This is a genomic window from Emticicia agri, assembly GCF_004168285.1.
Taxonomy (GTDB): Bacteria; Bacteroidota; Bacteroidia; order Cytophagales; family Spirosomataceae; genus Emticicia; species Emticicia agri.
Window position 1 is genome coordinate 1 of the sequence record NZ_SEWF01000023.1, and the last position, 25,187, is coordinate 25,187.

The window sequence follows — 25,187 nt, forward strand, 5'->3', positions numbered from 1 at the left end:
ATAAGATAACCCTTTGATTTTCAGTAAATCTATTACCTGTTGACTCATTTGAAAAACTGCTTGAAGCTCTTCAATTAAGCCCTGATGCTGTTTGATAGGTCTAAAAAAGTCTTGTTCTTTGGCTGAAAAGGTTTCAAAACAAGTAATAATCTTCTTTGACCAGACAATACTGGGCTCTAAATTCATGAACCGAGCAATCACTCTTTGTTTAGGTGGAAGCAAGTAGGCCACCTCTCTCATGATTCCTTGAAATTTAGCCTGTGCGATGGCTTGCTGCCAACTGATAAACTTACCATGGTTACGATAGTGTTTCTCTACTATCAAGGCTATTTGATGAGAGACGTCTGCAATCCTGATACAACCACTATCACCAATACCCTTGCGTAAATTACTATTGCCATCACTGATAATATAGACAGGTTTACTACCCATTTTTTCTGTCACTTTTTCAATCTCTGCCCTAATATCTTCCGCTTTCCAGGATGATCGCACTGCGATAGACAAAACACTGACCTGTTCATAGTTTAAAGCAGTTGGCTGCTCTTTTTGGGCAGCTACTCCCAAGATAAGTACTAACCTTTGCTGACCGATTACCATACACTCATCAATGATTAAACCATAGGACTTACCAAGCTCACAGACTGGATGAGTATATTTATAGTAGCCTAATTTCTGCACCCATACAGCAATGATACTTTTACTGGGTAAGACGCCTAAAACACCGAATTCTAACTGAATGTATAGCAAAATCTTTACAATTCCTCTATAGCCACAGCCTAAAACCAAGTATAAGTATACACTCATTTGAATAGTCTGAACACTGTACTGATATCCTTGAGCTTTAGTAATCCGACCTGAATTTTGCTTGACAGAACGCAATTCTGAGGATTGTAAGGTCTTATATTTACGCTTCCACAAATCCCGACTCGCCTCTAATTCTTTCAGTCGCTGTCTGAGTTGTCTAAGCTCTGTTCGGCTATTTTTGACTTTTGCTTTTAATTCAGCTATATTTGTTCCTAAAGCATTCCACTGCTTGGGTTCTTGCATATATTTTGTTCTTTTCCAATTACAAAATTGCAAGAACTTTTTCTTTTACTGGACACCCTACCCGACGGGACTTAAAAGCTATTTTAGCTATTTTTCTACCGCGCGGCGGCCGCCAATATATCGTCCCTAACGGGACTAAAAAATATCCCGTAGGGATAATATATCTGTAGAAAAATTAGTTTTTGAGTATTTGTATCCCGTAGGGATAATATATTATAATCCCTTACAAATTATACCGTTATAAGCTAATTAGACAATTGGGTAATAGGGGTAAAATCTACTCTGCGAAACTCTACTTCTGAACCTTCGGCCTGTAAAGCAATTTGCCCTTTGCTGACGGTACAATTAAAACCATGATTGACTAAATCGCCATTGACCCATACTTTTATTTGGTCTCCCAGGCATTCTACACGCATGGTATTCCATTCACCTACGGGTTTTTCAGATTTATCGGTCAGGTTTACTATTCTGCGTTCTTTACCGTCCACCGAGCCCCAGTTTTTTTTCGGCCCTCGTCTTTTTTCCATATCAGGCACACTGATGTCTTCGCCGATACACCAGAAATCCCCGGCATTTTTGTGCATCAATTGTGCCTCAATAGATTTCGGAAACATGGCATATAGTACTCTTGGCGTTGAGGCATGCAAAATAACTCCGCAATTGCCAGGTTTGGCTGCAAACCGATATTCTATTTCCAGTCGATAATTTTCATAAACTGAGTCGGTAATAATATGTCCTTGGGGGTCGGCAAGGCTGACTAACATACCATTGCGTAGAATAAACGGGTTCTTGCCGTTGGGATTATTATCTAATGCCGGAACATCAATATGCCAGCCATCAAAGTTTTTGAAACTGAACAGGCTTCGGGTTTGTGCTTTGGCACTTAGTGAGAAGACTATTAAAACGACTATAACAAAAGCGTTTTTCATAAACTGATAGGTTTTACAATAGATTGATTTATTTATTAAGACTTTAAACCACGGAGTATCACAAAGTTTTACACAGAGTTTCAGGGAGGCTTTATATATTACTTTGTGCAACTCCGTGCAAAACTCTGTGTTACTCTGTGGTAAAAAGTGAACTATATTTAATAACTTTATATACATAAAAATAGCCAATAGCTTTTTAAAAGTACTATTGGCTACCTGATTTTTTATTTCCGGTTATTTTAAAAGACCTTCTGGAACCGGTTTTTCTAACAAATATTTATAGATAAATTTGGTTTTCAAATTATCGAAATGAACGCCTTTATTACCTCCCCAGCCATGTCTTCCACCCGGATAAAGCATAAATTCAAAATCTTTTTTCTGGTCTTCCAGTTTGCTGATGAGCTGAATACTATTCTGCATGTGCACGTTATCGTCCATTGTGCCATGAACAATCTGTAGCATCCCTTTGTATTTATCTACGTGTGTCATTACGCTACTGTTTTTATACCCTTCAGGGTTTTCAGCAGGGGTATCCATAAAGCGTTCGGTATAAGCACTATCGTATAAACTCCAGTCTGTTACACTTCCGCCTGCCATGCCGTGCGTAAATACATCAGCACCATAGGTTAGTGCATAACAACTCATATAACCCCCATAGCTAAAGCCCGTAATACAGATTTTGGTAGGGTCAGCTATACCTCTATCTATGAGCGATTTCACTAAAGTAATATAATCTTTCATTTCCCAGTAGCCCAGTTTGCGGTGCATATAGGCCACCCCTTCTTTGCCAAAATGCCCACTGGCACGGTGGTCAAATGCCACCTGAATCAATCCCTCTTGTGCATACCATTGGCTACGGGCTGTCCATGACCATTGGTCAAAGACAGAGCCTGCGTCAGGGCCTCCATAAATACTGATTAATACCGGATACTTTTTACCTGCTACCATATTCTGTGGATAGGTAATGGTCATAGGCAAGTCAAATAGACCATCATCACTTTTTACTCTCAAAAGCTCCGATTTGGCTATATTGTAAGTATCCATTTCAGCACCTTTTACTGTGCCTAAATCTTTAATGATTTTTCCGGTATTGTCCACAACCGCCATTTGAGTTGGGGTATTTATGTTAGAGTAGGTAGTAATGAAATACTTATAGTCAGGCGACAATTGAATCTGGCGGTGATTGAAATCGCCAAAAGTGAGGCGTTTCATGTTTTTACCATCAAAGTCAACCCGATAAAAATCGAAACGGGTAGAATTTTCAAGACCTCTGGCATGAAAATAAACCACTCTGTTTTTCTGGTCGATACCCTCTACTGACCTGATAGTGAATTTGCCATTGGTAATATTATTCTTAAATGTACCATCAACACCATATAAGTATAATTGCTTCCAACCACTTTTATCACTCAAAATAATCATTTCTTTATTGCCTTCAAGCAAAGTTAAACGGTTATCGGCATCATCAATATCAATCCATGCTTTCTGGGTTTCGGCATATACTTCTTTTTTGCTACCATTCGCAGGAGATACATTGTACAGTTTCAGGTTATCATTACCTCTGTTAATCCATTGTACCATTAATCCGCTACCATCTAATAGCCACTCCGGCCAGCCAAAATATTGTTCTTCTTTTTCGTTAAAATCAGCCCACGTAACTTTGCCACCCTCCGGTGAAACAAAACCTATTTTTGCTTCGGGGTTCGGGTCGCCACTTTTCGGGTATCGTGTTTCTTCAATAAACCCATGTTGCCCTTCGCTGTTATAGAGCGGAAACATCTGTATTTTGCTTTCATCAAAACGCATAAAAGCCAATTTTTTGCTGTCAGGGCTCCACCAGAATGCTCTGAAACGTGTAGGGCGACCAAAGATTTCTTCCCAATATACCCAGGTAGCATAACCGTTCAGGGTAGTCTTGGTACCATCAGTCGTATGCTGTATTTCTTTATTGGTTTTTAAATTGAAGGTATAAAGATTATTGTCTTTGGTATAAGCAACAAAGTTACTATCAGGCGAAAAAGTCGGGTTTTTTTCTTCGGCTTTATCGTTAGTCAACTGTTTTTCTCCACTATTATCTTTCAGAAAAATATCATTGTTTCTGACAGAAACTGACATTTTGGGTTGTGGTATTTTTGAAGAAATTTTAGCTGTTCCTTCAGTTAGTTTTCCATTAGTGAGGTCTAATACAAAATTTTTAGTCTCACCACTTCTTTGCACAACCGATAATTTATCTCCATCAGCCCATTGCACAAGGGGCAAGGTCTGCGTAAAATTTTGTGGAGGACGACCCGCTTTTAACTCTTTTACATCAAAGTCTTTTTTCTGGGCAAAGACACAGGTATTACTGAGTAGTAAAAGTACTAAGACTTTTTTCATGTTTAATGAAGTGTTTAGTTCAGAATGATTAAGGATACGCTTACATACAATTAATGCTTAAAAATAGAGAATTTTTATATCATCTGTATGAGAATAGGCTAAGAATCCGCTAATCATAGATAAGTATCGCAAAAAAATAGATGCTTTGAGTAGAAGCAAGACTAATACAGCCTGATTATTTATTACTACCTCAGTACCTGACAATCATGCTCATTGATGATTTCTTTATTTTTCGTTAACACTAAGATAATATTCGAACTCTACTTTTGCGCCCAACTACGAACTCAAAGAACTTTATGAAAAAAATTATCCTATTAGCCTGCGCTATTACTGTAGCAGTTGTCGGGTGTAACAAAGAAGAAGTACCAGCCTTAGAATTTACGGTCAACGAAGACCTGACTACTTATCAGGAAATCGCTTCAATCAATTTAGGAGGATTAGCTGCTGCAGAAATCACTACTTATGATGCACAAACCAAAAGATTATTTGCTGTCAATAACCTTGAAAACAATAATAAAATTGATGTGATTGATATGGCTAATCCTGCCAGTATCTCACGCATTCATTCAATCAGCATGGCAGCTTATGGTGGCTATGTGAACAGTGTATCGGCTTATAATGGCAAAGTGGCTGCTGCTATTGAGTCTACAGACAAACAAGCCGCCGGGAAAATAGTAGTATTTAATGCGGCCACTTATGCCGAAGAAAAAGTAATTATCGTAGGTGCCTTGCCAGATATGGTTACGTACAGTCCAGATGGTAAATATATTTTAAGTGCCAATGAGGGTGAGCCTAATGCCAGTTATACAAACGACCCTGAAGGTTCAATCTCGATTATTGATGTAGCCAACAATTATGCAGTAAAAACGGTAAACTTCTCTGCTTTTGCCAGCCAGTTAGCTGACTTAACGGCGAAAGGATTCAGGGTTTTCGGGCCGGGTAAAGACTTTGTAAAAGATATTGAGCCGGAATATATCACCGTTTCAGATGACTCAAAAACAGCATGGGTAACCTTACAGGAAAACAATGCGATTGCTGAAATCAACATTACAGCAGGTACCATTACCAAAATCTCACCACTTGGTTTTAAGGATTATAATGCGGCTGGCAACCAGATAGACATCAGCGATAGAGATAACGCAATAGGCACATTTGCTAACTGGAAAGTATTTGGTACTTATATGCCTGATGCCATTGCTTCTATGAGACATAATGGCGTAACTTATTTGTTTACAGCCAATGAAGGTGATGCCCGTGAGTATGATGCTTTTGCAGAAGTAAAACGCATGAAAGACCTGAAATTAGATGAAACGGCTTTCCCGAATGCAGCGGCACTAAAAGCAGATGCACAAATGGGACGCTTAAACCTGACCAGTAAGTTGGGAGATACAGATGGTGACGGCGATTATGATGCGCTCTATAGCTTTGGCGCAAGGTCGTTTTCGGTATGGAATGCGCAAACAGGCCAGCAAGTATATGACAGTAAAAACGAACTGGATGTAAAAATTAAAGAAGCCAATCTGTATGATGATGCCAGAAGCGATGATAAATCAGTTGAGCCGGAAGCCATTGCGATTGGCAGAGTAGGAAGCAAAATGGTAGCTTATGTAGGCATGGAAAGAGTAGATGCTGTAGCTGTGTATGATGTAACAAATCCAACTGCACCGGTATTTGTGAAAATAATTCCTGCTGGTGATGCACCTGAAGGAGTATCGTTTATTCCGGCATCTAAAAGCCCTATTCAACAAAGTTTGTTAGTAGTAAGCAGCGAAAACGATGGGGTTGTAAAAGTATATAAAGCAAATAAATTGTAATCTATATCTGTTTGGAAGTAATGTGAAACAGGGGCTTGGTTGAGCCCCTGTTTTTATAGCATTTTATCCGTTACATCTTCCACTTAATCCCACAACCTATGGCTTTGGCGGTTGTGATTTCTACAGGTTTATTCGCTAAGAGTGCATTCACTGCCTGGCTTACATAATGTACATTGGCTGATGAGGCATCGTTTGAATTATTGTCGATAGCACCATGATAAGCTAAAATGTAATCATTGCCCTCACGTTTTACCACATAAGCCGTTGGGGTGCTTCTGGCACCGTAGGTTTTGGCTACTTCCTGGGTTTCGTCTAACAAATACGGAAACTGATATTTGCTGTTTTTGGCTCTGTCCTGCATTTCTACAAAACTATCACCCGGTGAGCGGTTACTATCATTGGCATTGATAGCTATTACCGGATAACCTTTAGGTGCATAAGTCTTGTTCAAATCAATGATACGTTGCTCATAAGCTTGTGCTACCGGACAGGTATTGCAGGTAATGACCACAATATATCCTTTAGCGGTTGCATCATGTCCCAAAGCCACCATTTTGTTGTCAACATTTTTCAGGTTGAAAATCATTACTTTGTCTCCTACCTTATAGCCGTCTGCAGGTAAAAGAAAGCTGCTAAGCACTACAAAAAGTGCTGCTGCCATGCTGAGAATGCTTGTTCTTTTCATAAAATTCAAAATTGTGTTAAACAATAAATAAAGACGTTATAGCTTGATAAATGGCTGTATTTCTTTTTCGAGTTGGCTTTCTGTTAAAGGCTCTTCAAATGTTTTGCGGATTTTGTTGTCTGAACCAACAATCAATGTAAAAGGCAACGAACCCGACCAATCGGCTGATACCTTGTCAATCCATGAATTATAATCAGGTTCGTCTAAGAGATAAATGTCTGACGACCTGATGTTATTTTTGCCTACAAAGGGTTTTACTTTTGTAGTCAAATCTTTTACTACATCGAGATTAATCAACACTACTTTTACTTTTGTGCCTTCGTATTTTTTGCTGATATTCTCAAAGTACGGGAGTTCCTCTATGCACGGCTTACACCAGGTTGCCCAAAAATTGACTATCAAAACCGTATCTTTCGATTGTTTGAACATCTTTTCTAATGCAGGGTATTTGATAACCTGTACATTTTGTCCCATAGCCGTATAGCCCAAACAAAGAAAGAAGCTGAAAAGAACGATAAGTTGTTTTATCTTCACCATAGAAAATAGGCTTTTCTGCTGAATGTCTACTAAAAACGTCTGTAAAACTGAGATATTTTATGGGGGTAGAGCTTTACCGAAACACTAAGGTCTAATCAAATTTAAGTACTTAAACTGAGTTATTCAACCTTTTTCAATTTTTTATCGAAGACTATCACGTAACAGCGAATGAATTCGCCGCCTAAGTTAACAAAGGCTTTATAGATACAGTACGAACTTAAGTCCGTACATACTTATTAATTATTCTTTTGTTGGTTTAGGCGGCGAATTCATTCGCTGTTATACAGGCGATAGGAATGGTAAAAAAACTACTTCCCCTTCACCCCAAACAACAACCGCATAAAATTGAAAGGACGAATCAGAAAATGATAGATAAACAAACTAAACCCGAAAGTACCAAGCACCAGAATGAATAGTTTTAGCCATACATTCAAATCCCAATCGGCTATATGAAAACCAAGGACTACGGTGATAGTCTGGTGCAGGATATAAAAAGGATAAACGGCTTCGGTGCTGTAAGTGAGGAAGTTGTTTTTAAAATTAAGGTAATGCCTGGCAAAGCCACAGATACCTAAAATAGTTGTCCAGAGACTTATCATGGTCAGAAAACCGTTGATGAAGGGCATAAAAGGAAGATTGTCAGGAATTTCACCAACAATAGCATCAAAAGAAATTCTGAATGCAACAATGAATGTACCGATACTGAAAAGCGCCACACGGTTTTTCTCCATGATATCCCATATTTTCTGATTGGTACCTATCAGGTAGCCATAGATAAAAATAGTGAGTGATACAGTAAAATTGTACCAGTCAGCAATCAGGTTATTGGTAACAGGCCATTTATGGCGAAGCGTCCAGTAAAGAATCATAGGGATTATACTCAATAACAAAACACCCCATATATTACTGAGTCTATTTCTTACAGCCTTTACTATTTTTTGGGCATTGTCTGATTTTAACCATACGAACAAAGGTGTACTTATTAAGGAGAAAATCCATAAGTAGGCCACAAACCATAGATGATGCCATGAAAAATCACCTTTAGGATAGGGAATAAAATTGAAAATATTCGGATAAAAGTCTATGTAAGACCCATTGAATTGCCCGCTTTGTAGTCGTTCAAAATAAATCTGTGGCGGTACAATGATAAAGATGCCAAATACGAGTGGAAGCAATAAACGTTTGGTACGTTCGCCCACAAATTGCCACCCTGTTCGGGACTTCATGGCGAAACTTACGCCTACCCCTGAAATGAAAAATAATAAAGGCAAACGCCAGAGGTGGAGCCATTCCATCGGGTACTCTATGGTATGATTAATCACATTGTTTTTTACATGCCAGTCCCAACTGACAAAGAACATACCGCTATGAAAAAAGATGAGAATACAGAAAGCCAATACCCGAATCCAGTCGATATAATACTGGCGGTTGGCTGTTTTAGTTTCGGGAGCTGAGGTTGCCGTAATAGATTCCATGATTTTGTGCATAATTGTTTAAATGATGCAACAAAAGTAGAGGGACTCATAGGCATAGACTGCCTTTTCCGATAAGCGAGACGTTCGAGCCGATAAAAACGAACCTATTTCTGTAGCCTGAATTGTGAGGGTGTCTGCCCAACAATCTTCTTAAATGAAGTATTAAAGGCCGATTTTGAGTTATAACCTACCATTTCGGCTATTTCCTCAATTTTGATGTGGGCATATTCGGGAGATACTAATAATTGTTGTGCTTCTTTAATACGGTAGGTAGCTGTATAATCAAAAAAACTTTGTCCCAGTTTTTCGTTCAGAATTTGTGAGAGGTGATGAGGCGAAACCGCTACTATTTTTGCCAGACCGGGCAACGAAAAAGAATCACTGAGAAAAGGCTTTTCGGTATTCATTACTTCTGCTAATTTCTCCAATACATTATCCTGAATGTCAGTAGTCAGAGAAGATTTTTCATATTTCTTACCAGTCTTTGTTTGCTCGTCGTGAAAGAATTTTGAACGGTTGATAACAGTAAATGAAATTGCATAAATAATAAGTGTAATATGGCCTGCCAGAATATGGTCTCCTAAATCATGAATGAAAGTCTGTTTAATAATAAGAAAGATGATAACAATAGAGGCCAATGAAATAGCCTGATTACGTGCCCAACTTAATTTAGGACTCTGATTTGAGCTAAACGGCAGATTCTCTTTTTTAAATGCCCGGATAACTACATAAAAACTGGCTATGGTATATATAACCATCTGCACAAACATTAACTCATTGACATGATGTTTAAAGAAATAGTACCATTCCCGCTCATCATAATCGCAAGGGATGGTAGCCATATCAGGGTGGAAAGCGTAGAGGTAAGAGTTATAATGATGAATATCGGGTAGGGGATAAAACAAAACCGACATATAAATAAGATAAGCAAAAAAAGGAATAAAATGTAGCAACTGTGTTTTGGTAAAGCGTTCGGTGATATAGGTCTCTAAATAAAGAAAAGAAAGAGGCGCCATTACAAAATTGGTAGGTTCGGCCATATCTACGAGATAAAGCGTCTGGAATGTATAATTGGTATAGCCCATCAATACTTCTGTAATGGCAAAAGACATAGCCAATAAAAACAAGCCTAAATACCGATGAGCTACTTTATTGCCTTGTTTGGTAGTAAGAAAGAAGAATGCTAAAAAGAAGCCTTGTACTATGCCTAATAGTATGATAATGGCAAACAAATCAATTTTTAGTGGTAGCGAAGGCAACATGCAGACAAATTTTTAGACCAAATTACGAATAAAAAAATACCTCGGCAAATCTTGTCAATTTTGCCGAGGTAGCATTATGTAGTATAATGGTTTACTACTGTTTAATTTTGCCACAATGTACACTAAATGCCCGATGTTACACAATTTGTTATAGTGAAACATTGACTGGGCGTCCCCCGTGTCTCTTGTGTACTTTGTGGCAAAATTGTAGCGTATATATCTCTCTATCACTTCTCCAAAGGATGCTCCTCCAATAACTTTGAAGCATTGTAAATATCCTTCTGGTTTTTTAAGGCGGTTCTTACTGCTTTTACTTTTTCAGGTTGAATAGCAGGCGCTTTATTGCCAAATGAGTTGCGCACATAGGTTAATACTGCCGCTACTTCCTTATCGTTTAAGAGACCTTCAAATGGGGTCATAGGTACTTGTCCGGGATATTTTTTACCATTGACTTCTATGGGGCCTAATAAACCTTTCAATACAATCTTGATAGCCCGCTCTTCATTGCCATTTACCCAGTTTGTATTGGCCAATGGAGGGAAACCCGAGGCTGTCAGACCTTTACCGTCTGCCTGATGGCAGGTAGTGCAATAGCCCTCTTTAACATAGATGGTTTTACCTATATTAAACAATTCCAGTTCTGCGCCTTTCAAAGTCGATTTTTCTGCTACCTCTTTTTCTTTCTTTACAGGCATATCGTTGAGGTGTGCTACTGCTGTTTCGTAGGCATGAATCATCCAGTCGTCTAAAGGTTTCTTTTTGGCTTCTGCTAAAATAGGATTGCCTTTTTCTTTACCAATCCATGAAGATGCCACAATGGCATCCAGACGTACACGGTTGTTTTCATCTTTTACTGCCTGCATCAGTAAAGCGGCCTGGTCAGGTACCTGATGGCCTGTAAAGCGTAATACTTCAATGGCTGCTGCTCTTGCATGATAGTCTTTGGCTTTCAGCATTTGTTTCAGCAGTTTTTGGTCAACCTTATTTAAACCCCAGGTAACCCATAGTGCTTCTAATACATGGTGTTCGTAGCGTGGGTCGTTTTTGTCTAATGCCGCCACCCATTTAGTAACTTTTGGCAATACTTCTGCGGCACTTCTGCCTCTCAATTCACGGCGTGTGCGGTAGCGTGTACGATATTCGGGTAATTTTAGATTATCCAATAATGTTTCAACACTTGCTCCGGCAATGGTAGCAGGTTTTACCAATGGTCTTGATGGATAAGTAATACGGTAAACACGGCCATGTGAGTGGTCACGCAATGGGTCGCGGGCATTGTGTTGCATATGGCCTATCAGAATATTATGCCAGTCAATTACAAAGAGCGAACCGTCAGGCGCAAATTCCATATCTACCGGACGAAAGTTACGGTCTTCACTCACAATTAAATCGGCTCTGTGTCTGCTTTTATACCCCGTACCATCATCTACCATGCTGTGCATTTTCATGCCCAGGAAACCAATGGTATTGTTGATTAATAAATCACCTTGCACTTCATCAGGGAAATGGCGGCTTGATACAAATTCCAGACCTGAGGTCGGGCGAACCATATGTTCTTTTTGTATCAATTGTACACCTTTATGGGTGTATTCACCATAACGAGGCAATACAGTTCCTGGCATCATCCATCGTACATCAGGGCTTGAGGTTTCTGCAAAAAATGGTTGTCCCCATTCATCAAAAGCAATTCCCCAGGGGTTAGGGATAGACAACTGAGCTGTACGCTCTAATTTACGCAATTGTGGGCTGAATCTATAAAATCCGCCATTGGTAGCACGTACAGTTCCATAAGAAGTTTCTATATTAGTATGCAGGAAAACACCCTCGCCCGAATAAATAGCTCCTGAGGGGTCAACCGTATAGGCATGGCTGTTATGGTGTGTATCATGGTCATCATATCCACTAAAAATGATTTCTTCTTTATCTGCTTTATCATCACCATTGGTATCCGTAAGTAATTTTAGGTTCGTACCTTGAGATACAAAAACACCCTCATGTGTAATTTCAAAACCAAGGGGCAGATGCAAACCATCGGCAAAAACGGTTTGTTTATCTGCTTTTCCATCATTATTGGTATCTTCAAAAATCAGGATTTTGTCATTAGGCTTAGTATCACCCGGTTTATAGTGTGGATAACTTGGCATGGCAGCCACCCATAAACGTCCTTTATTATCAAACGACATTTGCATAGGCTTGGCTAAATCAGGGAATTCCTGTTCCGAGGCAAAAAGCTCAATTTTATATCCCTCCGGTACTTTCAGTTTACTTAGAGCCTCTTGTCCGTACAGGTAAGTTAAACTGCCATTTTTCTCCGGGTTAAAATTGGTTTTCACTTCCGGCAAGTTTCTTGTGTTTTTATCGGCCAGTGTAACATCCATTTTTTCACCTTTGGATGCCGCCAACCAGACAGCCTTATCACGAATATCAGTCATTTGACGAATTTTCTCAATTTCAGCAGGATAGTTATCCGGCCCGAAAGGATTATACCGACGACCATATACATGCACCCCATTCGGAATTTTATAGTCGTTGTGCCACATCCAGTTTTTTTCATTCACTGCCGACAAAATCAAACCTCTGTTGGCTTCTGCTTTGGCAGGGGCTTTGCCAAAAATAGCATCTGTCAATAAAGCCGAAAATCTTTTGTAGCCTTCTTCATTCAATTGTGAGCCATCAATAGTCAGAAATTCCTGTGTGGTATCATACCATTTTTTAGAAGGTGTAAAAGCATCGACAAACAGCACATTATTCCGGTCGGCTACTTCTTTCATGGCTTTGGTGTATAGCCACAAGTTTTCGTTTTCTTTTACACCATTGGGCAGGTCATACTTGCTTGTCAGGTCTTCAAATGCAATGGGCGAAACAATCACTAACTGTGGCGCACTTTTGCCGTTGTATTGCTGGTTAAGTGTGTATTTGATAAACGCATCTAATTCGGCCTTGTAGGTATCTAATTTTGCCTTACCCTGAAATGACTCGCTATACCCGAACATCCCAATAATAATGTCTGTTTTCAGGCGAGTAAGCCATTGGTCAGGTGAATCAAAATGCCCTTCGCTATCCGATTTCTTGGCATATTCTGTCTGGAACTGCTCTGCTCCCGGAAAAGCCCAGGGTAAATTACGACTGGCGTGTGGCCTGAAACCGGGGGTATCGCCACCATCACACATATTGCGGATGTATAAATTATAATCGGGATAGCGAACGTGCATTTCGGTCTCAAATAGCCCGTAATTCATCATTCTTGACCCTAAATTGCCACCAATCAATGAAATATGTGCGTCTTTCTGAACGGTCAGTGTCGGAGGCGGAGTAGCCTGAAATGAACTGATAGCAAAGACTGTCAGCACAAATAAGATTATGAATAGTTTAATATTTTTCATGAATAGAATAGTGTTTGGGTTGTGTTGTTGGGGCTATTGTTATTTTTCCGTAGAGACGTAATGCATTACGTCTCCAAAGGACGATAAATAGATAAAACCTATCTTTTAGTAGTAAAAAAATATCCTCAATTATAAATTGTTAGGTGAGATAGGCCCTCGGAGACGTAATGCATTACGTCTCTACAATTTTATAAATATTATTTGGTCATACCTCTATAAGGCACATTTATAGCAATTTTGCCTTTCCATTTTTTTGGAACAGGTTTGCCTAATTCCCAATGAATCGCATTAATTACGAGACGTTGGAAGGCTTCTACCTGAAAATCTTCGGGGTGGCCTAAGGTTGTTGTAAATACCTTTGCGCCGAAAGAATTAGTGCCTGTCCATGCCACAGGGTTTTCTATCGCTGCTTTATCAGGATTCACCGATTTACCCATTAGCAACCACTCTGAACCTTTGGTTGGATAATCAGGCAATACTCTGTATAACCACGAGCGGACATGAAAATCAGGAGCTACACCCGTCAGAATCGGATGCTTGGCTGCGGCAGGAATAATGCTTACATCTGTGCTACTTTCGTGTCCGTAGTGGGTATGGGCTGCTTTGCCACCCCAACCCGGAGGGGCGTTGAGTGCAAATTCGCCGAAAGCATTCCATTTTTCTGATTCATGCCCTTTCGGATAATTAAAGGCATGGGTAGTCGTACGGAAACCCATGACAGGCTTACCTGTTTTCAGATAGGCTTCGATGTGGTCGAGTTGTTCTTTGGGTAATTGACGCCAACGGAGAGAAAATACGGCTAAATCAGCATCTTTCAGGGCTTCTAAACCCGGAATGTTTTTTTCTGCATTCTGGTCTGGGTAGGCGATAAGTACTTTGGTTCGGAAACCGTAGTTTTTTTCTAGTTCAGCAGCAAGCACTGGAAAGGTGTGTTCGCTACTATACTCATGTTCGCCTGTAACAAAAACTATCAAGGGGGCATTTTGGGATTGAGCGAATGACTTAATTGCTGTTACATGGATAAATAAAGCCAAAAGAAAAGTTGATACTATGGATTTTGCCATAAATATAAGGTTTATAGGTTTATGTAGGGGTATGGTTAAATACCCCGAGGTTTGAATATTTGGTATGCAATTTACATATTTTTAAATAATATCATTGAATGAGGCTGATATTAAAATGTTTGGACAAATGCCAACAAAAAGAGCATTTTTTTGATAAATAATTGATAATAAGGCATTATTTGACCAAAAATATTCCAAAACTGTTTTCTATTCTCAAAAAAAGGTCGTACCTTTGCAGCCCTATTTAGGAATTTAGTAACTAAACGAAAAATAATTTTCAAAACAAAATGCCTACTATACAGCAATTAGTAAGAAACGGTAGAGAGCAAATGACTTGGAAATCGAAGTCTCCAGCGTTGGACTCATGCCCACAACGTCGTGGCGTGTGTACTCGCGTGTATACTACGACTCCAAAGAAACCAAACTCTGCGCTTCGTAAAGTAGCCCGTGTTCGCTTAAGTAACACAAAAGAGGTAAATGCCTATATTCCGGGTGAAGGCCACAACCTACAAGAGCACTCAATCGTATTGATTCGTGGTGGTCGTGTAAAAGACCTTCCAGGTGTACGTTATCACATTGTTCGCGGAGCCCTTGATACTTCAGGTGTAAACAACCGTAAACAAAGTCGTTCGAAATATGGTGCAAAACGTCCTAAACCAGGTCAGGTTGCAGCTCCACAAAAAGGCGGCAAGAAAAAATAATCGCTTTTATGTTTAGTACCGTCACTACGGAAAATCGTTTAGTTACGGGGTAGTAATCCTGAAATTTCAGGGTGAATTAGTTTTCAAAAAAACGAAACCTTATTTAAAAAAATGAGAAAGGCAAAACCAAAAAAACGTTACGTATTACCTGATCCTAAATTCAGAGATGTAGTTGTAACAAAATTCGTTAATAACCTGATGTACGATGGCAAGAAAAGTATTGCCTATAGTATTTTCTACGGTGCATTAGAATTAGTAGAAAAACGTACAAAAGAAAACGGCTTAGAGCTTTGGAAAAAAGCGTTGAGCAACGTATCACCATCGGTAGAGGTAAAGAGCCGTCGTGTAGGTGGTGCTACTTTCCAGGTACCAACAGAGGTACGTTCGGAGCGTAAACAATCTTTAGGAATGAAATGGTTGATTAACTATTCACGTAAACGTGGAGAGAAAACCATGACAGAGCGTTTGGCAGGTGAAATTGTTGCGGCTTCAAAAGGTGAAGGTGCAGCAGTGAAGAAAAAAGATGATACGCACCGTATGGCAGAAGCTAACAAAGCGTTCTCACACTTCAGATTCTAATCAATCAGAAGTGTTTACATACAAAACCGCAAGTACTGAAAGGTGCTTGCGGTTTTTTGTTTATCGAGTAATAAATATCTAATAGGGGTTACTATATTCTAAAATCAACAGTCTGACCTTTAATTCTCCATCCAATTGTGCAGTGTTAACTTTGTATGTTATCCAGAGAGCTTTAGGATACACCGATCCTGCATTATTGTACAATTCCGGGTCAAGGTTTTCTTCTTTTAGTTCGATAACATCTGTATCCTTAGTTTTAATAAAATCTCTTATGATTTTATATTTTTCCTCTTTACCTATATAGGGTTGAAAATGATACTCTCTCCAGAATAATGGCTGAGATGTCTCACTTGTCTGAATACGCCGACTATTCATTACCTGAGTTATTTTATCACTTGAATAAATACAATTAAAGGAGAAGTCAGAACTATCTAAGGCAACCACGATTTTTTTACCATTGTAATAACCTGAAAAAGACATTTGTTTTCCAGCATTTCTGATAGCTATAATTTTTTCGATAATACTTGTATTCCCATTGATTGCGTGCAATGTTATTTTATATGTTCCATCGATATCAAAATTGAGAACAGGCTCTTTCTTAGAAGATTTATAAATATAAAAATTGCCATTTGTTAAAGGATAGGGGCTAATGAGCCATTGGTAGGTCTCCGCTTTGTTTTCAGATAAATTCTTCAGTTTCACCTGCCCATTTGCTAATATTTCATAACTGAAATCAGCGATAGCAATTCTTCGTGCCTCAACAACTGTTTGGCTCTGATGGGTATATTTAGGATTTTTAATGGTTAGTTTGACTGTATAATCGCCATTTTTTGCGTATTGATGATTAATACGTTGATACTCTCCATATCCAGTAATTCCTACTAAACTATCTGTCAATGTGTTGCCATCTCCAAAGTCGAATATATACTTATCACCACTATTATATCGAAAGGTAAAAGCGGCTGTATTAGACCCATCTACATTCACAACTAAAATTGTGGCATCCGGTTGAGTATAAACTATGGGCGGAATTTTATCTTGCTTATGCTGGCAAGCCAGTAAGACAAAAAGACTTATTATAGAAAATGCTTCTTTCATTTTTCCCTTTATGTATATCTTTTTGACTGCTCAATCTATAAAAAGGTTGGAATGATGGCAGAAAAGAGGGTCTTTTGAAAGTGTTGTATGTTTAATTTCTTTCGTTTTCGTATTTTTACCACACAAACCTCAAAACAAACTATCTACAATGAGACTCATCCTGGCGTTACTCTTCATTTCAAACTTAGTCTTTGCACAAACCCAATCACAAAAAGTCTTGGTAACCGATTTAACCAGTATCAAACAGGTAGTATCTATTGCTACCTCGCCTGATGGCAAAAAAGCGGTTTATGGCCTTAGAACCATTGAAACAAATGCCGATAATAATCTGGAATACGATTACCGCACACATTTGTATCTGATAGATTTGCAGGCTGGTAGCACACCAAAAGCCCTCACACGTGGATTGGAGAGTGCCTCACAAGCTACTTTTTCGCCCGATGGTAAAACCATAGCCTTTGTAAGAGCTACCAAAGGTAAAGCACAGATTTTTATTATGCCTTTAGATGGGGGTGAAGCCTGGCAATTGACTAATTCTAAATATGGGGCAAGCAGCCCTTCTTTCTCACCCGATGGCTCAAAAATTCTGTTTAGCGGGGGTATTTCTTTTAACGAACTACTAAAAGATTCTACGCTAAATCCATCGAAGGCAGGCCCGATATGGTCATTAGAGAAACCAGGATTTGCCAAGAATGAGTTTTTGACGAAAGACAAAAAAATTAAGGCCAATCCTGATGGAAGTATAGAAGAGATAAGAGCCTATTTGGACAAAGATGTAGAAGATAAAAAAGCCAGAGTAGTCAATCGTCTGAATTTTCAGGGCGAGGCATCTGTAGAACCTGAATTGAGTTTCTCACACATTTTTATTACAGATGTAAAAGAAAATGCCAAAGCTACGCCCATTACCACCGGATTCTGGTCATATGGACAAGCCAAATGGACAACTGATGGCAAAAGAGTATTGGCGGTATGTGGCAAAGATGCCGACCAACACCCGGATCGTGAGCAAGAAAGTATTGTGATAAGTATAAACCTTGATAGTTCTGACAGAAAAGTTTTGGTATCAGAAAACGGCAAGAGTTTTTCAGGCATAGAGCCTTCGCCGGATGGTAAGCTATTAGCTATGACCATGAACACGCCTAATCTGCTTTCATTCGGGCAATTAGTAATTGCCAATGCTGATGGTACCAATCGTCAGGTTGTAGAATTTGACCGTGTACCGAGTAATCTGAAATGGACATCTGATAATAAATATCTCTATCTGTCAGCCTCTTCAAACGGTGGTATCCCAATTTTCAGAATGGATACTAAAACCCGTAAAATTGAGCGTTTAAGCGACTATGAATCAGGCAGCGCACCATTTGAGCTAACTAAAGATAAAGTCGTTTTTGCCAAAACAGAAGTAGCCAATCCGTCAGAATTATACATGGCTGATTTAACCATGAAAAATGGTATAAAGCTGAGTGCACATAATGATAGCTGGCTGAAAGACAGAAAATTAAGCTACCCTGAAAAACACGTGTATACCAACTCAAAAGGTGAAAAAGTAGATTACTGGATTATGAAACCTACTTTTATGGAAACAGGCAAAAAGTATCCGTTATTACTACAATTGCATGGTGGGCCAACGGCTATGTGGGGACCCGGAGAGTTATCTATGTGGCATGAGTTTCAGTATTTCTGTTCGCAAGGGTATGGCGTAGTATATCCTAATCAGAGAGGTTCGGGAGGGTACGGCAAAGATTTTCAGTTTTCTAATTACCGTGATTGGGGAAAAGGTCCACAGGAAGATGCACTGAGCGCTTGTAGTGCGGCTGCTAAAGAAAGTTGGGTAGATACTTCTAAACAAGTCATTACCGGAGGTTCTTATGCAGGGTATCTGACAGCATGGATTATTACACAAGACCACCGTTTCAAAGCCGCTTTTGCCCAACGGGGTGTGTATGACCTGACAACCTTTATGGGAGAAGCCAACGCCTGGCGATTAGTACCTAATTACTTCGGTTTGCCTTGGGAAGATGAAAAAATAACCAAAATAGATGCAAACTCGCCTTATACATTCGTCAACCAAATCAAAACCCCTTTCCTGATTAAGCACGGGGAAAATGATTTGCGCACAGGGGTAATTCAATCAGAAATGATGTTCAGAAGTCTGAAATATCTGGGTAAAGATGTTGAATATGTTCGTATGCCGGGTGCTACACATGAATTGTCAAGAACAGGAAATGTGCGCCAGCGGATAGATAGAATTTTAAGGATCTATGAGTTTTTTGAGCGCTTTATAGGCGTGAAGTAATAAGTAGTGATTATTAAATTTTAAAGACCTTTGATGAATCATTCATAACGATTTATCAAAGGTCTTTAAAATATATTATATCTGCTTATTAACTCACAGGGCCACCATTCCAAACGGCTTTGTGCGGTTGCAAGAGTGCCAGACTTCCATCCCGGTCTTCTGCCATCAGAATCATTCCGTTAGATTCTACGCCCATCATTTTACGTGGGGCTAAATTGGCTAAGAAAGTTACCTGTTTACCAATCATTTCTTCAGGCGTAAAGTATTTGGCAATACCACTCAGAATGGTTCTTTTCTCGATACCATCGTCAATCAGGAATTTCAGCAATTTATCACTTTTCGCTACTTTTTCTGCTTCCAAGATGGTACCTACACGAATATCTAATTTCGCAAAATCATCGTATTGAATGGCTGCTTTCAGTTCAGGAACTGCTTTTGTTTCGTCTTCTCTCTTTTTCTTGTCCACCTCATTCTTTAGTTTAATTTCAGCCAGTCTTTGCACTTGTTTTTCTACTACGCTATCTTCAATTTTTGTGAATAATAACTCAGTAGGATTTAATTTATGACCTGCTGTTATTAAATCTATTCTACCTGCTGACTCCCATTGCTGTGGGTCAAGATTCAACATTTCAAAGATTTTTGCAGCCGTAAAAGGCAAGAAAGGCTCACATACAATGGCTAAACTTGCACTTATCTGTATGGCAATATTCATAATTGTGCCTACTCTTTCCGGGTCTTTTTCTTTCCACGGTTCGGTTTCTGCCAGATACTTGTTACCCAGACGGGCTAAATCCATTACTAAGGTTAATGCCTCACGGAATTTGTAATTAGTAATCGCTCCACCTATTTCTTTAGGGAAATTACTTAGATCTTCTAAAACCTTTGTATCAACTTCCCTCAATTCTCCTTTTGCCGGAACTACACCATTGAAGTTTTTATGTGTCAATACCAGCGCACGATTCACAAAGTTTCCGAAAATTCCTACTAATTCGCTATTATTACGTGTCTGGTAATCTTTCCATGTAAATTCGCTGTCTTTGGTTTCAGGGGCATTGGCTGATAATACATACCGTAATACGTCCTGTTTATCGGGAAACTCTTCTATGTATTCATGTAACCACACCGCCCAGTTTTTAGAAGTAGAAATTTTATCTCCTTCTAAGTTCATGAACTCATTGGCAGGTACGTTATCAGCTAAAATATAGCTTCCCTCGGCCATCAACATGGCAGGGAAAATAATACAATGGAAAACGATGTTGTCTTTTCCGATAAAGTGTACCAGTTTGGTATCTTTGTTTTTCCAGTAATCTTCCCAGTTTTTGCCGTTCTGGTCTGCCCATTCTTTGGTAAACGTAATATAACCGATAGGCGCATCAAACCACACATAGAGCACTTTCCCATCTGTATCAGCCAAAGGTACTTTCACACCCCAGTCAAGGTCACGGGTCATGGCACGGGGTCTTAAACCATCTTTTAACCATGACTGACATTGACCCAGCACATTGGTTTTCCACTCCTTATGGCTATTGACATATTTTTCAATCTCAGGCTGCATACGGTCAAGTGGCAGATACCAGTTCTTAGTTGGTTTCATCACAGGTTTTGAGCCTGATAAAGTAGAATGTGGATTCTTCAGTTCAGTAGGCGAAAGCGTAGAACCACAACGTTCACATTGGTCGCCATACGCATTCGGGTTGCCGCAATTAGGACACTCGCCCACAATGTATCTGTCAGCCAGAAACTGTTGAGCTACTTCATCATAATATTGTTCATTGGTTTCTTCATCAAAAAAACCTTTGTTGTACATAGTAGAGAAAATCTCCTGCGAAAGCTGATGATGTGACTGATTAGACGTACGTGAGTAAATGTCGAACGAGATACCAAAATCGGAAAAGGCTTTTTTGATTTGCTCGTAATAAAAATCTACTACTTGCTGTGGCGTTTTACCTTCTAATCGTGCTTTTACGGTAATAGGTACGCCATGCTCGTCGGTACCACTGATAAAAGCGACATCAGCACCTGTCGAACGAAGGTAACGCACATAAATATCAGCAGGAATATAACAACCCGCCAGATGCCCGATATGAATAGGGCCATTGGCGTAAATTAAGGCTGCTGTAACAGTGTATTTTTGCATAGGTAATGGTAATTGTGTGATTTTAGTAATTAATAAACGAGCAAAACCCTCGTTTTGATTACTAAATCATGCATTTAAAACATAAGTTCGCAAAGTTACAGTATTAAATGATTTTTGAACAGATGCGAAATAAAAATCGATATAAAACTTTGTTTGAGAAGATTTACCAAACCTTTAATGAAGTAAAACAGACGGGCTGTTTTTTTTGCATATGCTATTATTATTGAAACTTTATATCTTTATCAGCCACACTTTTTGCACAATATTTCTAATTTTAAGCACCCTGTAAGAATCAACCGTGTGAAAATAATGTTAGAAAGTATCTTATCTATTACTCTAATCTTCTAATGCCTTGGAAACCCAGAGAAGCAATTATCATTTCTTTCCTGTTAAAGTCGTTGCCGCAGACATCGACGACCTGAACCATGTGAATAATATTGTGTACCTGCGCTATGTGCAGGAAGCAGCCGGAAGCCATTGGCATACAGCAGTACCCACAGAACTAAGTTCGCAGATTGCATGGGTAGTAAGGCGTCATGAAATTGATTACCTGAAACCTGCTTTTTTAAGCGAAAACCTGATGGTGAAAACCTGGGTTGATAATTTTACGGGAGTAACAAGCGACCGGCACTGTGAGATTCTGCGGGAAGATGAAGTGTTGGCCCGCTCACGTACGCTATGGGTTTCGTTAGATGCAAAAACCTTTCGCCCGAAACGTATTAGTGAAGAAATAGCTAATCTGTTTTTTAGCTTTTAGTAAGAGTATCTTGAAAATTAAACTGAAACTCTCATAAAATTGTTATAGTTTTGTCTTGAAGCCTGTTTAAATCCCGCAGGTCTGACAATTATTCATATTTACACTATTATTATAAATGGGCTTATTTGACTTCTTCTCGAAAGAGAAAAAAGAAACGCTTGACAAAGGATTAGAAAAATCAAAAACGAGTATTTTTGATAAACTTTCCCGTGCTATCATCGGGAAATCGAAGGTTGACGAGGAAGTATTGGACGAACTGGAAGAGATTCTGATCAGCTCTGATGTAGGCGTAGAAACAACTGTAAAGATAATCAGACGTATTGAGGCAAGGGTAGAGCGTGATAAATATACAACTGTTGAAGAATTAGACAGAATCCTGCGCGAGGAAGCGGCAGCTTTATTGGCTGAGAACAACTCGCAGGACGTAAAAGATAGTTTTGAAACCGAGCATCTGCCAAAACCTTATGTGTTGATGGTAGTAGGGGTAAATGGTGTGGGTAAAACTACAACCATTGGTAAACTGGCGCATCAGTTTCAGAAAAGAGGTAAAAAAGTGGTGTTGGGTGCTGCTGATACGTTCAGAGCGGCGGCTGTTGACCAACTGAAACTCTGGGGAAAACGTGTAGGTGTTGATGTGATAGACCATGGCATGAATACCGACCCATCGTCAGTAGCTTATGATGCGGTAAAAAAAGGGATGGAAATGAAGGCCGATATTATTATTATTGATACTGCCGGACGTTTGCATACCAAAGTAAATCTGATGAATGAGTTAGGGAAAATTAAACGGGTAGTTCAGAAATTTTTACCCGAAGCGCCGCATGAAGTAATGTTAGTGTTGGACGGAAGTACCGGGCAAAATGCCGTTATACAAGCCCGTGAGTTTACGAAAGTAACCGAGATTGACTCATTGACTATCACTAAATTAGATGGTACTGCCAAAGGTGGGGTAGTAATCGGTATATCGGATGAGTTCAAAATTCCGGTGAAATATATTGGAGTAGGCGAGCAAATGGATGATTTGCAGGTATTCAATAAAATGGAATTTGTGGATTCTTTGTTTAAAAAGTAATCGAAATCTTTGCTATAATTTTATTGCCACAATGTACACGATGTTGCACAATTTCATTGCGGCAGTATTATAAAACACAAAAGCCGCTCCCGAAGCGGCTTTTGTGTTAATATAGGCGTATGTTATGCTATATCACATATCTTCATGCCTTGTTTCAAAGAAGCTATCTGGTCGGAGCGTTTGGGTACAAATTCTTGCCCAACATAGCCTTTATATCCGGTTTCTACAATGGCCCTCATAATAGCCGGATAGTTTAGTTCCTGTGTATCATCAATCTCGGCACGACCCGGTACACCACCTGTATGGTAGTGAGCAAAATACGGGTGATATTTTTTAATAGTTGCTATTACGTCTCCTTCCATAATTTGCATGTGATAGATGTCATACAATAATTTGAATCTTTCTGAACCTATTTTATCACACAAATCAACGCCCCACTTACTATAATCGCACATATAATCTTTGTGATTTACCTTGCTGTTCAACAGTTCCATTACCATTGTAATCCCATGTTTTTCAGCCGATGGCATCAATCTTTTCAACCCTTTGGCACAGTTTTCCATGCCCTCCTCGTTTGACATTCCTTTTCTGTTGCCCGAAAAGCATATGACTTTGTCATAACCTGCAGCTTTCAGTTTCGGGAAAATACCTTCATAACTGGCAACCAGTTCGTCATGCAAAGCCGGATTGTTGAATCCTTTTTCGATACCCAGACCTGCTCCCCAGGGCATAGCACAATGAAGGCCATACTTTTTAAGTATTGGCCATTCGTCGGGACCTTGTAATTCTATTGATTTCATCCCCATCGCAGCTACCTCTTTGCAAAGGTCTTCTAAAGGTATTTTGCTGTAACACCAACGACACACCGAGTGGTTAATTTTACCGTTCAGTTCGCTGCCTAATATTTTTTCATTGGCTGCAAATGCTTCGGTAAGAGTCATTGGGGCTGATAATATGGCCGCACTTCCTATAATATTTTTTAAGGCTGAACGACGTGATGATTTAGCTTCCATTGTTTCTTTTTGTTAAATTTGAATAGTAGTTATTTAATTTTCTCTGATACTGACAGTTTCCGCCATTGGGAAATCCTTAGGAACGGTCTGAGTTACTTTTCCCGTGGCTACCCATTCGGTTCCCCTTTGGAGCGTGGTAATAAATCCTTTACATTTTTGTGAGTAATTTCCATGCCCAAGCACTGTATGAAAAACCCTTCCTTTGCCATAAGTAATGGTCATCAGCATAGGCTCTATTCTACCTGAACCCCTCTTTTCTTTGTCGCTATAAGCAGTGGCTAATACCTCCATGTTTTCGGCAGGGCCTCTTAATCGGTCATACAATTCATCTTTTTCATGTAGCCATGTTTCCGGCAAGCCTTTAGTAATCGGGTGTTTGGTATTGCGTACTTTCACTACAAACTGGTGTTCTACGCCATGACTACCGCCACGTCCTGCACTATTATCCTGTACAGGTTTATGTTTCTCTTCATCATAATAAACGTAAGGCCCCGATTTTTCATTGCGGTTGCCCCAACCCCCTACACCAATCATTTTATTGTAGGCTTCCCATTCAGGAAAAGCATTGTCAGCGGCATGCACACTTACAAATCCTCCGCCATTGTTGACAAACTTTTCAAAGGCATCTTTGGTAGCTTTAGACCATGAATCGCCATTATAGTTTGATAAAACAACCTGATATGGCGAAAAGTCTGGCTTAAAGGTTTCCATATCTCCGCCTTCGGGGGGTGTAGTAGCTACACTTACTTTAAAAAGCCCTGTTTCTTCCAGATACCCTTTCATCAGCTGCGTAGTCTGCGGCCAGTTTTTATGGTTATTCTGCCCGTCGATTATTAATACATTGATAGGCTTTGCGCCTTTCTGTGCGATAGCCTGAGTCAGAAACAGGAACGAAAATGTAGTTAAGAGAATGATGAATCTTTTAACAAAGTTTAGTTTTTTATTTGTCATATTCATCTGTT

At 39.4% G+C, this 25,187-nt stretch carries 19 protein-coding genes; 6 read left to right on the forward strand and 13 right to left on the reverse strand.

Features of this window, described 5'->3' with window-relative positions; translation table 11 throughout:
* The 3 genes from EWM59_RS15735 to EWM59_RS15745 form a co-directional block, all read right to left on the reverse strand.
* Positions 1-1,047, reverse strand: a 1,047-nt coding sequence (locus tag EWM59_RS15735; RefSeq protein WP_130020236.1) for a hypothetical protein, incomplete at its 3' end; no start/stop codon positions are given.
* A 245-nt stretch (positions 1,048-1,292) separates the two neighbouring features.
* A complete protein-coding gene (locus tag EWM59_RS15740) occupies positions 1,293-1,976 on the reverse strand; it encodes a 3-keto-disaccharide hydrolase (protein ID WP_130022191.1) in 684 nt (227 codons plus the stop codon).
* A 234-nt stretch (positions 1,977-2,210) separates the two neighbouring features.
* Complete coding sequence (locus EWM59_RS15745) at positions 2,211-4,352, reverse strand: S9 family peptidase (RefSeq protein WP_130022192.1); 2,142 nt, start codon at positions 4,350-4,352, stop codon at positions 2,211-2,213.
* 296 nt (positions 4,353-4,648) lie between these two features.
* On the opposite strand from EWM59_RS15745, the gene EWM59_RS15750 reads away from it, so the two are divergent.
* A complete protein-coding gene (locus EWM59_RS15750) occupies positions 4,649-6,166 on the forward strand; it encodes a choice-of-anchor I family protein (protein WP_130022193.1) in 1,518 nt (505 codons plus the stop codon).
* A gap of 70 nt (positions 6,167-6,236) precedes the next feature.
* Here the strand turns inward: EWM59_RS15750 and EWM59_RS15755 are convergent, their stop codons facing one another.
* From EWM59_RS15755 to EWM59_RS15780, 6 genes are all read right to left on the reverse strand, one after another.
* Entirely contained in the window at positions 6,237-6,851 is a 615-nt protein-coding gene (locus EWM59_RS15755; protein ID WP_130022194.1) for a thioredoxin family protein, read from the reverse strand.
* Positions 6,852-6,887: 36 nt separating this feature from the next.
* Complete coding sequence (locus EWM59_RS15760; RefSeq protein ID WP_130022195.1) at positions 6,888-7,388, reverse strand: TlpA family protein disulfide reductase; 501 nt, start codon at positions 7,386-7,388, stop codon at positions 6,888-6,890.
* 308 nt (positions 7,389-7,696) lie between these two features.
* Complete coding sequence (locus EWM59_RS15765; RefSeq protein ID WP_165372192.1) at positions 7,697-8,863, reverse strand: acyltransferase family protein; 1,167 nt, start codon at positions 8,861-8,863, stop codon at positions 7,697-7,699.
* A 104-nt stretch (positions 8,864-8,967) separates the two neighbouring features.
* Complete coding sequence (locus tag EWM59_RS15770; RefSeq protein WP_130022197.1) at positions 8,968-10,125, reverse strand: helix-turn-helix domain-containing protein; 1,158 nt, start codon at positions 10,123-10,125, stop codon at positions 8,968-8,970.
* Positions 10,126-10,352: 227 nt separating this feature from the next.
* The gene (locus EWM59_RS15775; RefSeq protein WP_130022198.1) at positions 10,353-13,508 is read right to left on the reverse strand and encodes a PVC-type heme-binding CxxCH protein; all 3,156 of its coding nucleotides are present in this window, start codon (positions 13,506-13,508) and stop codon (positions 10,353-10,355) included.
* 197 nt (positions 13,509-13,705) lie between these two features.
* Positions 13,706-14,572, reverse strand: a complete 867-nt coding sequence (locus tag EWM59_RS15780) for a ThuA domain-containing protein (RefSeq protein WP_130022199.1) — start codon at positions 14,570-14,572, stop codon at positions 13,706-13,708.
* Positions 14,573-14,859: 287 nt separating this feature from the next.
* Between EWM59_RS15780 and rpsL the strand changes: the two genes are divergently transcribed.
* The gene (gene rpsL / locus EWM59_RS15785; RefSeq protein WP_116983627.1) at positions 14,860-15,273 is read left to right on the forward strand and encodes a 30S ribosomal protein S12; all 414 of its coding nucleotides are present in this window, start codon (positions 14,860-14,862) and stop codon (positions 15,271-15,273) included.
* A gap of 111 nt (positions 15,274-15,384) precedes the next feature.
* Positions 15,385-15,852, forward strand: a complete 468-nt coding sequence (gene rpsG, locus EWM59_RS15790) for a 30S ribosomal protein S7 (protein ID WP_130022200.1) — start codon at positions 15,385-15,387, stop codon at positions 15,850-15,852.
* Positions 15,853-15,930: 78 nt separating this feature from the next.
* Here the strand turns inward: rpsG and EWM59_RS15795 are convergent, their stop codons facing one another.
* Complete coding sequence (locus EWM59_RS15795) at positions 15,931-16,950, reverse strand: PKD domain-containing protein (protein ID WP_130022201.1); 1,020 nt, start codon at positions 16,948-16,950, stop codon at positions 15,931-15,933.
* A gap of 148 nt (positions 16,951-17,098) precedes the next feature.
* On the opposite strand from EWM59_RS15795, the gene EWM59_RS15800 reads away from it, so the two are divergent.
* A complete protein-coding gene (locus EWM59_RS15800; RefSeq protein WP_130022202.1) occupies positions 17,099-19,246 on the forward strand; it encodes a S9 family peptidase in 2,148 nt (715 codons plus the stop codon).
* Between the two features lie 88 nt (positions 19,247-19,334).
* On the opposite strand, the gene metG is transcribed toward EWM59_RS15800, so the two are convergent.
* On the reverse strand, positions 19,335-21,383 hold the full coding sequence (gene metG / locus EWM59_RS15805; protein WP_130022203.1) for a methionine--tRNA ligase: 2,049 nt from the start codon (positions 21,381-21,383) through the stop codon (positions 19,335-19,337).
* Positions 21,384-21,735: 352 nt separating this feature from the next.
* Here metG and EWM59_RS15810 point away from each other — a divergent pair, with 352 nt between their 5' ends.
* A complete protein-coding gene (locus EWM59_RS15810; RefSeq protein ID WP_207219995.1) occupies positions 21,736-22,140 on the forward strand; it encodes an acyl-CoA thioesterase in 405 nt (134 codons plus the stop codon).
* 115 nt (positions 22,141-22,255) lie between these two features.
* Positions 22,256-23,212 carry a signal recognition particle-docking protein FtsY gene (gene ftsY / locus EWM59_RS15815; protein WP_130022204.1) on the forward strand — a complete coding sequence of 319 codons (957 nt, stop codon included), beginning with the start codon at positions 22,256-22,258 and terminating at the stop codon, positions 23,210-23,212.
* Positions 23,213-23,334: 122 nt separating this feature from the next.
* Here the strand turns inward: ftsY and EWM59_RS15820 are convergent, their stop codons facing one another.
* Both EWM59_RS15820 and EWM59_RS15825 read right to left on the reverse strand, forming a co-directional pair.
* Entirely contained in the window at positions 23,335-24,225 is an 891-nt protein-coding gene (locus EWM59_RS15820) for a hydroxypyruvate isomerase family protein (RefSeq protein ID WP_130022205.1), read from the reverse strand.
* Positions 24,226-24,258: 33 nt separating this feature from the next.
* Positions 24,259-25,182 (reverse strand): ThuA domain-containing protein, encoded by a 924-nt coding sequence (locus tag EWM59_RS15825; RefSeq protein WP_229239372.1) that lies wholly within the window; start codon positions 25,180-25,182, stop codon positions 24,259-24,261.
* Positions 25,183-25,187 lie beyond the last annotated feature (5 nt).

Bases quoted from the DNA above. Each gene is read 5' to 3' on its own strand.
- EWM59_RS15740 (WP_130022191.1), bottom strand. From the start codon at position 1,976: ATGAAAAACGCTTTTGTTATAGTCGTTTTAATAGTCTTCTCACTAAGT.
- EWM59_RS15745 (WP_130022192.1), bottom strand. From the start codon at position 4,352: ATGAAAAAAGTCTTAGTACTTTTACTACTCAGTAATACCTGTGTCTTT.
- EWM59_RS15750 (WP_130022193.1), top strand. From the start codon at position 4,649: ATGAAAAAAATTATCCTATTAGCCTGCGCTATTACTGTAGCAGTTGTC.
- EWM59_RS15755 (WP_130022194.1), bottom strand. From the start codon at position 6,851: ATGAAAAGAACAAGCATTCTCAGCATGGCAGCAGCACTTTTTGTAGTG.
- EWM59_RS15760 (WP_130022195.1), bottom strand. From the start codon at position 7,388: ATGGTGAAGATAAAACAACTTATCGTTCTTTTCAGCTTCTTTCTTTGT.
- EWM59_RS15765 (WP_165372192.1), bottom strand. From the start codon at position 8,863: ATGGAATCTATTACGGCAACCTCAGCTCCCGAAACTAAAACAGCCAAC.
- EWM59_RS15770 (WP_130022197.1), bottom strand. From the start codon at position 10,125: ATGTTGCCTTCGCTACCACTAAAAATTGATTTGTTTGCCATTATCATA.
- EWM59_RS15775 (WP_130022198.1), bottom strand. From the start codon at position 13,508: ATGAAAAATATTAAACTATTCATAATCTTATTTGTGCTGACAGTCTTT.
- EWM59_RS15780 (WP_130022199.1), bottom strand. From the start codon at position 14,572: ATGGCAAAATCCATAGTATCAACTTTTCTTTTGGCTTTATTTATCCAT.
- rpsL (WP_116983627.1), top strand. From the start codon at position 14,860: ATGCCTACTATACAGCAATTAGTAAGAAACGGTAGAGAGCAAATGACT.
- rpsG (WP_130022200.1), top strand. From the start codon at position 15,385: ATGAGAAAGGCAAAACCAAAAAAACGTTACGTATTACCTGATCCTAAA.
- EWM59_RS15795 (WP_130022201.1), bottom strand. From the start codon at position 16,950: ATGAAAGAAGCATTTTCTATAATAAGTCTTTTTGTCTTACTGGCTTGC.
- EWM59_RS15800 (WP_130022202.1), top strand. From the start codon at position 17,099: ATGAGACTCATCCTGGCGTTACTCTTCATTTCAAACTTAGTCTTTGCA.
- metG (WP_130022203.1), bottom strand. From the start codon at position 21,383: ATGCAAAAATACACTGTTACAGCAGCCTTAATTTACGCCAATGGCCCT.
- ftsY (WP_130022204.1), top strand. From the start codon at position 22,256: ATGGGCTTATTTGACTTCTTCTCGAAAGAGAAAAAAGAAACGCTTGAC.
- EWM59_RS15820 (WP_130022205.1), bottom strand. From the start codon at position 24,225: ATGGAAGCTAAATCATCACGTCGTTCAGCCTTAAAAAATATTATAGGA.
- EWM59_RS15825 (WP_229239372.1), bottom strand. From the start codon at position 25,182: ATGAATATGACAAATAAAAAACTAAACTTTGTTAAAAGATTCATCATT.